At 66.8% G+C, this 13510-nt stretch carries 17 protein-coding genes; 5 read left to right on the top strand and 12 right to left on the bottom strand.

The genetic code is table 11. The annotated features are described in order from the left end of the window. Positions 1-2 precede the first annotated feature (2 nt). The 8 genes from AC59JP_RS18750 to AC59JP_RS18715 form a co-directional block, all read right to left on the bottom strand. Positions 3-1064 (bottom strand): DNA-directed RNA polymerase subunit alpha, encoded by a 1062-nt coding sequence (locus AC59JP_RS18750; RefSeq protein WP_188545693.1) that lies wholly within the window; start codon positions 1062-1064, stop codon positions 3-5. A gap of 110 nt (positions 1065-1174) precedes the next feature. Next, a complete protein-coding gene (gene rpsD / locus AC59JP_RS18745) occupies positions 1175-1780 on the bottom strand; it encodes a 30S ribosomal protein S4 (RefSeq protein ID WP_188545694.1) in 606 nt (201 codons plus the stop codon). Between the two features lie 18 nt (positions 1781-1798). Further along, positions 1799-2212: a 30S ribosomal protein S11 gene (gene rpsK, locus AC59JP_RS18740; protein WP_188545695.1), complete on the bottom strand. Its 414-nt coding sequence runs from the start codon at positions 2210-2212 to the stop codon at positions 1799-1801. Beyond that, positions 2212-2586 carry a 30S ribosomal protein S13 gene (gene rpsM / locus AC59JP_RS18735; RefSeq protein ID WP_497327319.1) on the bottom strand — a complete coding sequence of 125 codons (375 nt, stop codon included), beginning with the start codon at positions 2584-2586 and terminating at the stop codon, positions 2212-2214. Before rpsM ends, rpsK begins: the two co-directional genes overlap by 1 nt. A gap of 182 nt (positions 2587-2768) precedes the next feature. Further along, positions 2769-2882, bottom strand: a complete 114-nt coding sequence (gene rpmJ, locus AC59JP_RS18730; RefSeq protein WP_024332746.1) for a 50S ribosomal protein L36 — start codon at positions 2880-2882, stop codon at positions 2769-2771. Between the two features lie 92 nt (positions 2883-2974). Then, positions 2975-3196 (bottom strand): translation initiation factor IF-1, encoded by a 222-nt coding sequence (infA, locus tag AC59JP_RS18725; RefSeq protein ID WP_003418601.1) that lies wholly within the window; start codon positions 3194-3196, stop codon positions 2975-2977. A gap of 241 nt (positions 3197-3437) precedes the next feature. After that, entirely contained in the window at positions 3438-3854 is a 417-nt protein-coding gene (locus AC59JP_RS18720; protein WP_497327318.1) for a VOC family protein, read from the bottom strand. 5 nt (positions 3855-3859) lie between these two features. After that, a complete protein-coding gene (locus AC59JP_RS18715) occupies positions 3860-4699 on the bottom strand; it encodes a helix-turn-helix domain-containing protein (RefSeq protein ID WP_497327317.1) in 840 nt (279 codons plus the stop codon). A 67-nt stretch (positions 4700-4766) separates the two neighbouring features. Here AC59JP_RS18715 and AC59JP_RS18710 point away from each other — a divergent pair, with 67 nt between their 5' ends. The 5 genes from AC59JP_RS18710 (at position 4767) to AC59JP_RS18690 (ending at position 9018) form a co-directional block, all read left to right on the top strand. After that, positions 4767-5513: a hypothetical protein gene (locus AC59JP_RS18710; protein ID WP_497327316.1), complete on the top strand. Its 747-nt coding sequence runs from the start codon at positions 4767-4769 to the stop codon at positions 5511-5513. Continuing rightward, positions 5510-6355, top strand: coding sequence for an LLM class F420-dependent oxidoreductase (locus tag AC59JP_RS18705; protein ID WP_497327315.1), 846 nt, complete (start codon positions 5510-5512; stop codon positions 6353-6355). The genes AC59JP_RS18710 and AC59JP_RS18705 overlap by 4 nt, the downstream gene beginning before the upstream one ends. Positions 6356-6433: 78 nt before the next feature. Continuing rightward, on the top strand, positions 6434-7498 hold the full coding sequence (locus AC59JP_RS18700) for an ABC transporter ATP-binding protein (RefSeq protein WP_497327314.1): 1065 nt from the start codon (positions 6434-6436) through the stop codon (positions 7496-7498). Continuing rightward, positions 7495-8259, top strand: a complete 765-nt coding sequence (locus AC59JP_RS18695) for an ABC-2 transporter permease family protein (RefSeq protein WP_497327313.1) — start codon at positions 7495-7497, stop codon at positions 8257-8259. The genes AC59JP_RS18700 and AC59JP_RS18695 overlap by 4 nt, the downstream gene beginning before the upstream one ends. A 3-nt stretch (positions 8260-8262) precedes the next feature. Beyond that, positions 8263-9018 carry an SDR family oxidoreductase gene (locus tag AC59JP_RS18690; protein WP_497327312.1) on the top strand — a complete coding sequence of 252 codons (756 nt, stop codon included), beginning with the start codon at positions 8263-8265 and terminating at the stop codon, positions 9016-9018. A gap of 11 nt (positions 9019-9029) precedes the next feature. Here the strand turns inward: AC59JP_RS18690 and AC59JP_RS18685 are convergent, their stop codons facing one another. From AC59JP_RS18685 to AC59JP_RS18670, 4 genes are all read right to left on the bottom strand, one after another. After that, positions 9030-9980, bottom strand: coding sequence for a TAXI family TRAP transporter solute-binding subunit (locus tag AC59JP_RS18685; RefSeq protein ID WP_497327311.1), 951 nt, complete (start codon positions 9978-9980; stop codon positions 9030-9032). Between the two features lie 23 nt (positions 9981-10003). Beyond that, positions 10004-11365, bottom strand: coding sequence for an MFS transporter (locus AC59JP_RS18680; RefSeq protein WP_497327310.1), 1362 nt, complete (start codon positions 11363-11365; stop codon positions 10004-10006). A gap of 82 nt (positions 11366-11447) precedes the next feature. Further along, positions 11448-12839, bottom strand: coding sequence for a sensor histidine kinase (locus AC59JP_RS18675; RefSeq protein WP_497327309.1), 1392 nt, complete (start codon positions 12837-12839; stop codon positions 11448-11450). A 1-nt stretch (position 12840) separates the two neighbouring features. Beyond that, positions 12841-13500: a response regulator transcription factor gene (locus tag AC59JP_RS18670; protein ID WP_497327308.1), complete on the bottom strand. Its 660-nt coding sequence runs from the start codon at positions 13498-13500 to the stop codon at positions 12841-12843. Positions 13501-13510: the final 10 nt, after the last annotated feature.

Raw genomic sequence — 13510 nt, 5'->3', positions numbered from 1 at the left:
TCCTAGAGCTGTTCGGTCTCGGCGTAATCCTGCTCGGCGCTGTCGGCGTCGCCCACGGTGTTGTCCGTGTCGCTCCACGTTCCGGTGGCGGCGTCGTAGCCGGCCACGGTGGAGGGATCGAACGTCGCGGGGCTGTCCTTCAGCGAGAGGCCGAGCGAGTGCAGCTTGACCTTCACCTCGTCGATGGACTTCTGTCCGAAGTTACGGATGTCCAGCAGGTCCGATTCGGTGCGGCCGACCAGCTCGCCGACGGTGTGAACACCCTCGCGCTTGAGGCAGTTGTAGGAGCGGACGGTGAGGTCCAGATCCTCGATCGGCAGTCCGAAGGAAGCGATGTGATCGGCCTCGGCGGGCGAGGGTCCGATCTCGATGCCTTCTGCTTCGACGTTGAGCTCACGGGCGAGCCCGAAGAGTTCAACCAGGGTCTTGCCCGCCGAGGCGAGCGCGTCCCGCGCGGTGATGGAGTTCTTGGTCTCCACGTCGAGAACGAGCCGATCGAAGTCGGTGCGCTGTTCGACGCGGGTGGCCTCCACCTTGTAGGTGACCTTGAGCACGGGCGAGTAGATCGAGTCGACCGGGATGCGGCCGATCTCGGCGCCGGACGCCTTGTTTTGAACGGCGGGAACGTAGCCGCGGCCGCGCTCGACGACGAGCTCGATCTCGAGCTTGCCCTTGTCGTTCAGAGTGGCGATGTGCAGATCGGGGTTGTTCACGGTGACGCCGGCCGGGGGCACGATGTCGCCTGCGGTGACAGTGCCGGGGCCCTGCTTGCGGACGTACATGGTGACCGGCTCGTCCTCTTCGGAGCTCACGACGAGGCCCTTGAGGTTCAGGATGATGTCGGTGACGTCTTCCTTGACTCCGGGGACCGTGGTGAATTCGTGGAGAACGCCGTCGATGCGGATGCTGGTGACAGCAGCGCCGGGGATCGACGAGAGCAGCGTGCGACGGAGCGAGTTGCCGAGGGTGTACCCGAAGCCAGGCTCGAGGGGCTCGATGACGAACTTCGAGCGGTCGTCAGCGATGACCTCTTCGGTCAATGTGGGTCGCTGAGAAATGAGCATTGATGTCCTCCTGTAGGAGCGTCCGCTATTTGACGCTCGGGATTGGGCCTACGGCCGTGCGCGAAAACCGCCCCGCCAGGGGCCGTTTTCGCGCACGGTCGCGTAGTGCCTTACTTCGAGTAGTACTCGACGATCAGCTGTTCGGTCAGCGCGATGTCGATCTGCGCGCGTTCCGGCTCCTGGTGGACCAGGATGCGGAGGCGGTTCGGAACGACCTGCAGCCAACCCGGGATCGGGCGGTCACCCTGGGTCTCGCGGGCGATCTGGAAGGGCAGTGTCGCCAGCGACTTCTCCTTGACATCGATGATGTCGTACTGGGAGACGCGGTAGCTGGGGATGTCGACCTTCTTGTTGTTCACCAAGAAGTGGCCGTGCGAGACCAGCTGACGTGCCTGGCGGCGCGTACGTGCGAGTCCGGCGCGGTAGACGACGTTGTCGAGGCGAGTCTCGAGGATGCGCAGCAGGTTCTCACCCGTCTTGCCCTTGAGGCGGTTCGCTTCCTTGTAGTACAGCGAGAACTGCTTCTCCATGACGCCGTAGGTGAAGCGTGCCTTCTGCTTCTCCTGCAGCTGGAGCAGGTACTCGCTCTCCTTGATGCGCGCGCGGCCGTGCTGGCCCGGCGGGTAGGGACGACGCTCGAAAGCCTGGTCGCCTCCGACGAGGTCGACGCGCAGTCGACGCGACTTGCGGGTGATGGGTCCGGTATAGCGTGCCATTGTTCTTGTTCCTTCCCGCTAGACGCGACGGCGCTTGGGCGGACGGCAGCCGTTGTGCGGCTGGGGGGTGACATCGGAGATGGTGCCGACCTCGAGGCCTGCCGCCTGGAGCGAACGGATCGCGGTCTCGCGGCCGGAGCCGGGACCCTTCACGAACACGTCGACCTTCTTCACGCCGTGCTCCTGCGCCTTGCGGGCAGCGGACTCGGCAGCGAGCTGAGCGGCGAACGGAGTCGACTTACGCGAGCCCTTGAAGCCGACATGGCCCGAGGACGCCCACGAGATGACGTTTCCGGCCGGGTCGGTGATCGACACGATCGTGTTGTTGAACGTGCTCTTGATGTGTGCGGACCCGTGGGGGACGTTCTTCTTGTCCCTGCGACGCGTCTTCTGCGTCTTCTTGGGTCCGGCGGTGCGTGACTTGGGGGGCATTACTTCGCCTTCTTCTTGCCGGCAATGGTGCGCTTCGGGCCCTTGCGGGTGCGCGCATTGGTCTTCGTGCGCTGTCCACGTACGGGCAGACCACGACGGTGGCGAAGGCCCTGGTAGCAGCCGATCTCGATCTTGCGACGAATGTCGGCCTGAACCTCGCGGCGCAGGTCGCCTTCGACCTTGAGCGACTCCTCGATGTACTCGCGGAGCTTGGTCAGGTCCTCGTCCGTGAGGTCCTTGCTGCGCAGGTCGGGGCTGACGCCCGTTGCGCTGAGGATCTCGTGTGAGCGGGTACGGCCGATGCCGTAGATGTAGGTGAGTGCGATCTCCATGCGCTTCTCGCGCGGAAGATCCACACCGGCTAGACGTGCCATGTGGCGGTTTCCTTTGTTGTGTGCGGAGGTCTTCTCCCAGTCCGTCCCCACGTGTGGTGCTCGGGGCCTCGGCCTCCGCGGCCGAGGGTGTACTGCTCGCGAATGAGCAGCTGGTGCTGAGAGGTCTTCTTTTCACCGGTGCTACCGGTTGGTGCCAAGTGGATCTTCGAGATGGGGGTTGATCAGCCCTGACGCTGCTTGTGACGCAGGTTTTCGCAGATCACCATGACCCGGCCGTTACGGCGGATCACTTTGCACTTCTCGCAGATCGGCTTGACGCTGGGGTTTACCTTCACGTCTGTTCGATCTCCTGGTCGTGTGTTCGGAAGAAGTTGGAGCATCCCGAACATGGTTGATCCCCGACTGATGACCCAGCCGGGGACGGGTGTTACTTGTAGCGGTAGACGATGCGTCCGCGTGACAGGTCGTAGGGAGACAGCTCGACCACGACGCGATCCTCGGGGAGGATGCGGATGTAGTGCTGCCGCATCTTGCCGCTGATGTGGGCCAGAACCTTGTGACCGTTCTCCAGCTCAATGCGAAACATTGCATTGGGCAGGGGTTCGACAACTCGACCCTCGACCTCGATTGCGCCGTCTTTCTTTGCCATGTCCTCCGCGATCCTGGCGTTGTCACACCTTGATTGACTTCGTTCTTCCACCTGCCGGTGCTCGAGCCGATCGGGAGGGGAACGCGCGGAAACGAGCACGCGGACACACAGACGACCGGCGCGTGAAACGCACCGACGTTCCATGCTACCGGCTTTTGCAGGTCAGTCCAAATAACCCCGGACCGACGACGGCAGGGCTCGTTGATGACGACGATACGACACCCTGCCGACGTGCGCTCGACTAATCGGTGCTGGTTTCTTCACCGCGATACGTGCCCAGGCTCCAGTGCACTCCCTCGGGATCCCGGCACACGAAACCGCTGCCGCCGTAGTCCTCGGTCTGCAGCTTTCGCGGCATCGGAGCGCCGCCCGCCACCGCCCGCTCGTAGATGCGAGTGAGCTCCTCCTCCGTGTCGATCACCAGGTAGACGGACCCGACGCCGGCGGGAACCTGTGAGATCGCGCTGTCCTCGCGGGCGCTGCCCAACATCACTCCCCCGCCGCCCGGCCGGTTCAGCTGCGCGTGCTCGACGCGATCACCCTCGCCGTACACCGCGGTCTCCTCGAACCCGAGCACGTCGACGAGCCACCTGATCGCCGCTCGTGCGTCGTCGTAGCGGAGTGCGGGCCATACCAGTGTCTTCGTTGTCGTAGTCATGACGATCAGTATCGAGACACGAGGTCGTCGGAGTCTTGGACGAATGCGAACTGTTCGTTGGCCCGCCAGATCGAAGGAGCCGATCCCGCCAGCTCGCGCCATTCGCGCGCCATGTGCGCCTGGTCGTAGTAACCGCACCGAGCGGCAATGGACGCGAGCGGTAGGGGGCGCTGCCGCTTCAACAGCTGATGCGATCTGTCGAAGCGGGCAACCCTCGCAGCGTCCTTGGGGGTGACCCCGTACTCGGCGACGAACTTGTTGATCAGATGTCGACGGCTCCACCCGAGCGTGTCGGCCACCGACTGAACCCTCGGCCCGTCCGTCCCGACGAGCAGATTCCATGCAGCGTCCACCCGCTCCTCCGGCCCGACGGCGTCGGCGGCGACGCCGAGGCGTCGGGTCAACACCTCGTCGAGCACGGCGAATCGCTCGCCCCAATCCGACTGCGACGCGATCCGGTGGTGGATTTCGGCGGCGTCACGGGCGAGCAGGTCGTCGAGCGAGACCACGAGATCCTTGATCTCCGCGGCCGGAACAGCGAGAAGGGTGCGCGCACCGCGAGGCGTCAACGACAACTGGACCCCGTGCTGCGCGCCCGAATGGAAAATCGTGATCGGAGTGGTTCCGAGACCGCTCGCCAGCGGGCCGAATCGGGCCGACGGTTCCCCCGGCCAGGCGAGCTCCAGCGGATCGTCCAGCGGGATGATGACGGTGATGTCCGGTGAGGGCATCCCGACGTGGGTTCCGGCCTCGAAGCCGCTCATGCGGTAACCGTCGTACCTCGTCACGAACGGGCGCAGCGCCGGGCACGGCCTCGCCGTCGCGCCGCTCGACACACCTCCCATGCGCCCACGTTAAGGCCTCGAGCTGCGAACATCCAGGGCCGTCGGAGCGCGTCCATAGGATGGAAACATGGCAACCGACGAAGGACGCATCGAGAAGGCGCTCGTGTCGATTCTCGACAACGGGAGCAAGCTGCAGGGCCCGACCGTCGACAAGTACGTGTGGAGAATTCGGCGCGCGCACCCCGACGAATCGCCCGCTCAGATCATCGAGCGCATGGAGAAGACGTTCCTCACCGCCGTCACCGGAAGCGGCGGTGCTGCCGGTGCGACGGCAGCGGTTCCGGGCGTCGGCACCCTCGCGTCCGTTGCCGCCGTCGGGGCCGAGACCACCTTCTTCGTCGAGGCCTCCGCGCTGCTCACACTCGCGGTGGCGTCGGTACACGGAATCCCGGTGCACGATCAGGAACAGCGCAAGGCGCTGGTACTCGCGGTGGCGCTCGGCGAGACCGGTCGAGAGATCGTGCAGAAGACCCTCGGCACAACTTCGGGCAACGTCGGCAAACTCATCACCGGCAAGATCCCGGGAGCGGGCGGGCTGTCCGGGCTCAACAAGCGACTCATCAAGAAGTTCGTCGCCAAGTACGCGGCCAAACGCGGCGCCCTCTTCCTGGGCACGATGCTGCCGGCCGGTATCGGTGCAGTCATCGGCGGCGCCGGCAACCGCTCACTCGGCAAGGGCGTGATTCGCAACGCGCGCGAGACCTTCGGCCCGCCCCCCACCTCGTGGGCGACGGCGCCAGGAGTGATCGACGATCGACCGGACGAACTGAAGGCAAACGACATGAAGGCAAACGACATGGAGGCACTGCCGTGACCACGACACCACCGCTCGGTACCTACGGCCTGTGGCGCGCTGCGGGCGGCGTCACCGGAGAACTCGCGGCCACCGTCGAGACACTCGGGTTCGGCACGCTGTGGGTCGGCGGGTCACCCGACGCCGACCTCGCCGTCGTCGAGACGGCTCTCGCGGCCACGACCTCGCTGACCGTCGCCACCGGCATCGTCAACATCTGGTCCGCGGACGCGCACGAGGTTGCTGCCTCGTATCACCGACTGGCAGAGCGCTTTCCGGGACGTTTCCTTCTGGGGATCGGCACCGGGCACCCCGAGGCGACGAAGGAATACAAGAAGCCCTACGCCGCGATGGTCGAGTACCTCGACGTGCTCGATGCGGACGGCGTCCCTCCCGAGGGCCGCGTGCTCGCCGCTCTCGGCCCGCGCGTCATGCAGCTCGCCGCCGACCGGTCGGCGGGCGCGCACCCCTACCTGACCGTCCCGGACCACACCCGTAGCGCCCGCGAGATTCTGGGACCCGACAAGATCCTCGCGCCGGAACACAAACTCGTGCTCGAAGCGGACCCCGAGCGCGCCCGTGAGATCGGGCGCCCACCGGTGAACAACCCGTACCTGCACCTGCGCAACTACACCAACAATCTCGAGCGGCTCGGATACTCGCCGGAGGAGATCGCCGACGGCGGCAGCGATCGCCTGATCGACGCCCTCGTCGCACACGGAACCGCCGGCGAGATCGTCGACACCGTGACCGAACACCTCACGGCCGGCGCCGATCATGTTGCGCTGCACGTGCTTCCGGACACCGAGGATCCGTCGGACGTACTTCGGCGACTCGCCGAGGTCATCGGGGCGGGGCGATGATCGGGATCGAGCAGTAACCTCCACGCTCGAGACTGCACAGACCTACGCACCCGATCCTCGATCCACGGGAGACCCGCGTTGAGCTACCCCGGATACGGACCACCGCCCGCCCCGGCACTCGAAGCCAGAGGGTTGAGCAAGACCTTCGGGTCGATACAGGCGGTACGCGACCTGTCGTTCTCGGTGCAGCGAGGCTCCGTGACGGGGTTTCTCGGCCCCAACGGCTCGGGCAAGTCCACGACCCTGCGCATGATGTTGGGGTTGGTGCGCCCCACGACGGGCGACGCCTTGGTGAACGGAGTGCCGTACACCAGCCTGCAGCACCCCTCGCGCGTGGTCGGCGCGGTGCTGGACGCTCAGAGCGTGCACCCGAAACGCACTGCGCGCCATCACCTTCGGTTGTTCACCCCGGTCCTCGGACTGCCGGATCAGCGGGCCGACGACGTGCTCGCGCTGGTCGGTCTGACCGATGCCGCGGACCGTCCTGCCGGCCAGTTCTCGCTCGGCATGCGCCAGCGGCTGGCCCTCGCCACAGCACTGCTGGGCGACCCCGAGATCCTGGTGCTCGACGAACCCGCCAACGGACTGGACCCCGAAGGCATCGCCTGGCTGCGTGACTTCCTGCGGTCGTACGCGCGATCGGGGCGCACCGTGCTGGTGTCGAGCCACATCATTCGTGAGGTCGAGCAGATCGTCGACCACCTGGTGATCCTGAGCTACGGGTCCCTCGTCTACCAGGGCAGCATCGATCAGCTTCGACAGATGCGACCCGGCCACGTGCTCGTCGCCTCGTCGGACCCGCCCGCTCTCGCCGTCGCGCTGGCCGCCCGCGGAGTGACCGACACGCGCATCGGCCCCGACGGGCGTCTGGTGGTGACGGGGTCGTCGGAACCCGACATCAACGCGATCGCGTCCGAGGCCGGGGTGACCGTGTTCGGGACATCGGCGGAGCACATCGATCTCGAGCAGGTGTTCCTGTCGATGACCGCCGGTCAGTACGTCGCGGCACCGGTCGGGCCGAACCAGCCACAGAACTATCCGCCACAGAATTACGCACCACCGAATCAACAGTGGGGTCAGCCGCAGCAGTGGGGACCGCCGCCGCCGTACCAGCAGGGCCCGTGGAACGGAGGTCGGCCGTGAACGGTCTGCTCGTATCCGAAGTTCGCAAGGTCACCTCCCTCAAGTTCTGGTGGGCACTGTTGATCGCCCCCGTCGTGATCGGCGGGTTCGCCAGCGCCATCTACGCGAGCATCGCGTCGAGTTCGTCGGTCACCGAACTCGGCATCGAGGGCGAGATCTCGATGGTGGGACTCTTCGTCACGATCGCCGCGACCACGCTGTTCGCCGCCGTCTTCGGGGCCGTCAATGCCGCGGGAGAACTGCGACACCACACGATCACGACGTCGTTCCTGTCGTCGTCGGGTCGCGGCGGCGTCATCGGAACCAAACTGGCCGTCACCGCGATCTTCGGACTCGCGTACGCGCTGGTGGCCCAGATCATCAGCATCATCTCGATGCTGCTGTTCGGTATCGGCACGTTCGAGGTCACCGGTTTCGTCGTGCAGGTGTTCCTGCTCGGTCTGCTGGTCACCACGATCTGGACGGTGATCGGCGCGGGACTGGGTCTGCTGTTCGCGTCGCCCACCTGGGCGGCGGTGACACTGGTGGTGTGGATCCCGGTCGGCGAATCCATCGTCGTTGCCATCCTCAGCGGCATCGACGCGCAGCCGCTCGCGCAGTTTCTGCCCGGTATGTCCACGATCTCGACCCTCGCGGCCGGATCGATCTCCGACGGCGATCCGTTCCTCGGTTCGGTGGCCGGCACGGTGGTGCTGATCCTGTGGGCCGTCGTGTTCGGCGGCGCGGGATGGCTGCGGACCCAGCAGCGAGACATCGCCTAGACCATGGCCGATGTCGAACGCAGCGCACAGGTCGTAGTGGTCACCGGCGCGGGATCGGGGCTCGGCCGCGCGATGTCGGTGGCGTTGCTCGACGCCGGTCACCACGTCGTGCTGGTCGGACGCACTCGAGACACTCTGGAGGAGACGGCAGCGGGCCGGGACAACGCGGTCGTGGCCGCCGCGGACGTGACGTCGGCGCAGTCCGTCGAATCGCTGTTCGGGGAGGTGGTCGGTCGGTTCGGCCGACTCGACGTTCTGATCAACAACGCGGGCACCTTCGGGCCGTCCGCAAGCGTGGACGCTCTCGATCCGGACGGGTGGGACGCCACCGTCGCCGTCAACCTCACCGGCGTCTTCCTCTGCGCGCGCGAGGCGATGCGCATCATGAAAGCGCAGGACCCTCGCGGCGGGCGGATCATCAACAACGGATCCATCTCCGCGCATACGCCGAGACCGTCCAGCGCCGCGTACACGGCAACCAAGCACGGGGTGTCGGGGTTGACGAAGTCGATCTCACTGGACGGCCGCGCGTTCGACATCTGCTGCACCCAGATCGACATCGGCAACGCCGCGACGGACATGACGTCCGGCATCGGTCACTCGGCGCTTCAGCCGGACGGCTCGACTCGCCCGGAGCCCACCTTCGACCCGAAGCACGTGGCCGACACGATCGTTCACCTCGTGGACCTGCCGCTCGACGTCACCGTGCCGACGCTGACGATCATGGCGAACCGGATGCCGTACGTCGGCCGCGGCTGAGCAGTTCCCGCTCAGCCGTGTCGCCTGCGGTATTCCTCCTCCGCACCGGGATGCAGCGCAACGGCGCCGGTCATCACCAGCGACCTGGCGTCGAGAAACTGAGTGCCGATGGCCTGCTGCGGAACCAGCGCCGACGACCGGTCGAGCAACACACCCACCAAAGCGGCGACGGCGTCGTTCGGCACCTCGGGACGCACCAACAGCAGATTCGGAATGCCGACGGTCGACACCTCGGGGTGCTCGCCGTAGACGTCGGCCGGCACCGTCACCACCTCGTACGCCGTGCCGAAACGTCCCCGCAGGGACGCGACGAGCCCTCCCAGATCGAGCAGTCGAATAGGCGTCGGCGGGTCGGCGAACGCGGGGGTCGGTAGCCCACCCGCCCACATGACGGCGTCCACCTCGTTCGCGGCCAGAGCGCCGACCGCCGAGTTCATCGCCAGCTGGACCGTGCGCACCGCGCCGGGATCGGACAGACCGGCGGCGCCCAGAACACGCTGCGACACCATGGCCGCGCCGGAGCCGCTGGCCCCGATGCTCACCGTGCGTCCCCGAAGGTCGGCGAGGGTCGCGATGGACGAGTCGCTGCGCACGGCAACCTGGAAGTAGTTCTCGTAGACGCAGCCCACGGCGACCAGAGTGCCGACCGGCCGACCGTAGGCGGTGTCGGTGAGCGTCATCGCCAGTTCGGCGCCGCCGGCGGTCAGAATGTCGAGGTTCTCGATCGAGCCGGACGTCTCGAGGGGAACGATCGCCGCGGCCCCCGCATCGGCGGCGGCGGAGGACAGCAATCCGGCGAACTCGTAGAAGAATCCGCCCGATTCTCCCGCAGCGAGCCGCAGCCGGACGGGCGGCGGGGACGCGCACGAGCCCGTCGCGGCCATCACCGAGAAGGCCAGACCGGCCCGCAGCACCGTCCTCCGGGAGAACGGTGCTGCGGTTATCGAGCCGGCCGAGGGCATGGGGCCAACCCTAGGATGCCGGTTCAGTGAAACGCTCGACCCTGCTCCCGGTCGAGCACCGTTTCGGACTTGTTCCGCAGAACGAACACGTACATCAGGAGCGACACGGCGATCACGACGGTCACGTAGAGGATGAACCACGTGACGTGGCCGCCGTTCTTCGCGGCCTGGTAGATCAGCGGAGCCGTTCCGCCGAACGCCGAGTTCGCGAGTGCGTAACCGAGGCCGACGCCCAGTGCGCGGATGTGAGACGGGAACAGTTCGGCTTTCACGATCGCGTTGATCGAGGTGTAGCCGGTCAGAATGACGTAGCCGACGCAGATCAGCGTCAGGGTCTGCACCACGGAGGTTGCCGTGGGCAGGTACGTGATGAGCACGTAGGTGTAGATCACGCCGCCGATTCCGAAGAACACGAGCAGCGGCTTGCGCCCGACCTTGTCGCTGACGAGTCCGCCGATCGGCTGCAGCAGCATGAGGAAGATCAGTCCGGCGAGGTTGATCCACGTGCCGGTCATCCCGCGGTCCTCGTAGGTCGCCTTGACGATCGAGGGCGCGTTGACGCTGTAGGTGTAGAAGGCGATGGTGCCGCCGATAGTGACCATGAAGCACACCAGCAGTGCGCGTCCGTGGTTGACGAAGAGTTCCTTCATCGACCCGGACGACTGGTCCGCCCCGCTGCGCACGGCGTCGAGGTGTTCCTCGTTCAACGACTCGTCCATGCTGCGACGCAGCCAGAAGACCACCACGGCAGCCACACCGCCGATGAAGAACGCGAGGCGCCAACCGAAGTCCGCGATCTGTTCGCGGTCGAGGAACGCCTGCATCACCAGCAGCGTCAGCTGCGCGAGAACGTGTCCGCCGACGAGGGTGACGTACTGGAACGACGAGAAGAATCCGCGACGCTCGCGGGTGGCCGCCTCGGACATGTAGGTCGCGGACGCGCCGTACTCACCGCCGGTGGCGAAGCCCTGGACCAAGCGGCACAGGACCAGGATGACCGCGGCCCAGACGCCGATGCTCTCGCGGCCCGGGGTGAACGCGATGACCATCGAACACGCGGCCATCAGCGAGACGCTGAAGGTGAGGGCGGCTCGTCGCCCCTTCCTGTCCGCGTAGCGACCGAAGAACCACGATCCGACGGGCCGCATGACGAACGTGACCGCGAAGATGCCGTACACGTAGAGCGTCGAGTTCTTGTCCGCCGAGTCGAAGAACTGATTCTCGAAGTAGCTCGCGAACACGGTGTAGACGTACACGTCGTACCACTCGACGAGGTTGCCCGACGATCCTTTGAGCGTGTTCAGCACCGCACGCCGAGTGGCGGCGGGCGAAGACAGTGGCGCCGATCGCGCCGAGGTGGCGGTCGAGGTGGCGTCGTGAGCCATGTGCGTGATTCCTTCCGGACGGTGTGACGAGTCCTCCCACTGTGACCGTAGGCACACTCACATCCAAGCGATTCCGCGTTTCCTAACAGTCCCTTAGGAAAGTCATGACGATGCGCAGCCCCGTCGGGCGACGTGCGGTCACCTCGAGGCTCCCGCCGGCCCGTTCGGTGAGGGCACGAACGATGGACAGGCCAAGCCCCGTGCCCTCTCCGCGAGTACCGGAGGCGCGGAAGAAGCGGTCGGCGATCATCGGCAACTCGTCGGCGGGAACGCCCGGTCCGGTGTCGGACATCCACACGACGACGTGGTCGTCGGTGAGGTGGTGACCAACTTCGACGCTCGCACCGGCGCCGGCGTATTTCGTTGCGTTGCTGAGCAACACGTCGAGAATGCGCACCAGATCGTCCTCGGGCAGCGTCTCGAGGTGGACCCCGCCGGGACCGGTGGTGGTCACGGTGATGCCCGCGACGTCCGCTGCCCCGGCCCAGAATTCGACACGGGCGTCGATCACCGCACCGATGTCGCTTCCGGTTGCGGCACGGCGGCCCGGAGCCTCGGCGGCCGCGAGGACGAGCACGTCTTCGACGACCTTGCCGAGACGTTCGACCTCCGCCGTGGTCTTCGCGTGCGCGTCGGCAGCCGAGGCGGGCATCTTCATACCGAGCAAGTCGAGACGGATCCGCAACGCTGCCAACGGGTTTCGTAGGGAATGCGCCGTGTCCGCGACCAGCCGACGCTGCGCAGCGGTGGCCGACCGGACGTCGGCGGCCATCGCGTCGAAGGCGCTCGACAGCTCGCGCACCTCCGGGGGCCCCACAGACGGGGCCGACCCGTCCGACCCGTCGACCTCCACCGGGCCCCGATCGGGGAACGTGTCGCCGAACGAATGCACCCGCGTCGACAGCGCGGTCAGCGGCCGAACCACCCAGCGAGACAACACCGCAGCGATCAGAGCAATCGTGACGAGCATGGCCAAGGCCGCCGCGGCAACGACGGCCCAGGCGACGGCGACGTCTCGCCGCGCGGCGGCGGTGGACGCCGCGATCACGACGGCCCCGTCCACCTGCGATCCCCCGCCCACTGGCACGGCGACCAGGACCGAGGGCTGGGACCACGGCGTCAGGTCGGACGGGATGTCGCCGCGCTGGTTCCGCAGGGCACCGGCAACCGCCTGCTGCACGTCCCCGCGCGCGAGGTCGAGGCCCGCCACCGCACGCGGCGCTCCCGCCCGGTCGACGACAGCAACCCCCTCGCCGTAGAGAGTGCTGTAGCGCTGCACCGACTCTCGCAGCCTCGGTTCACCGGACACGTCCTCGCGGGAGCTCAGTTCGGCCATGAAGTTCGCGGCGGCGGTTCGGTTCTCGGCGAACCTCTGCACACGTTCACGGCCGACGAACAGGGCCAACGGCACCGACAGGGCGAGCACGACGACGACGGAGTAGATCACCAGCACCACCAGCACCCGGCGTCGCACGTCAGGTGTCCCAGCGGTAGCCGAAGCCGCGGATGGTGGCGATGGCGCCGGGCCGGCCGAGCTTGGCGCGCAGGGCCGTCATGTGCACGTCGAGCGACCGCGAGATCGCCACGTACGCGTCACCCCAGATCGCGTCCATCAATTGCTCTCGGCTCACCGCTTCACCGCGCCGCGCCACGAGGTGCGCGAGAAGGTCGAACTCCTTGGTGGTGAGCCCGATGTCCCGGCCGTCGACTTCGGCGCTGCGGCCGACGAGATCGACGACGATGTCGCCCAGCTCGATCTTCTCGGCGACGCCATCGGTCTGCGTCGGCCGCCGACGAGCCGCCGTCTCGAGACGTGCGTGCAGTTCGCCGAGGCGAGCCGGTTTGACCACGTAGTCGTCCGCTCCCCCGCGCAGCGCCCGCACCACCGACCGTTCGTCGTCGCGCGCCGTCAACACCACCACCGGAACCGAACTCAGCGCTCGCAGTTTGCGGAGCACCTCCAGACCGTCCATGTCCGGCAGCCCCAGATCGAGCAGCACCACGTCCATGTCGCGATAACCGAGCAGCAGGTCCGCGCCGCGGCGCATCCGGACAGGAGCGTGTCCGACCTCGGTCAGCGCGTCGACGAGTGCATCACCGACTCCGTCGTCGTCCTCCACCACCGCTACTCGCATCTCCGTCAAC

Source organism: Rhodococcus sp. 320_ES, assembly GCF_059691855.1.
This window is presented reverse-complemented; position numbering and strand designations above follow the sequence as displayed.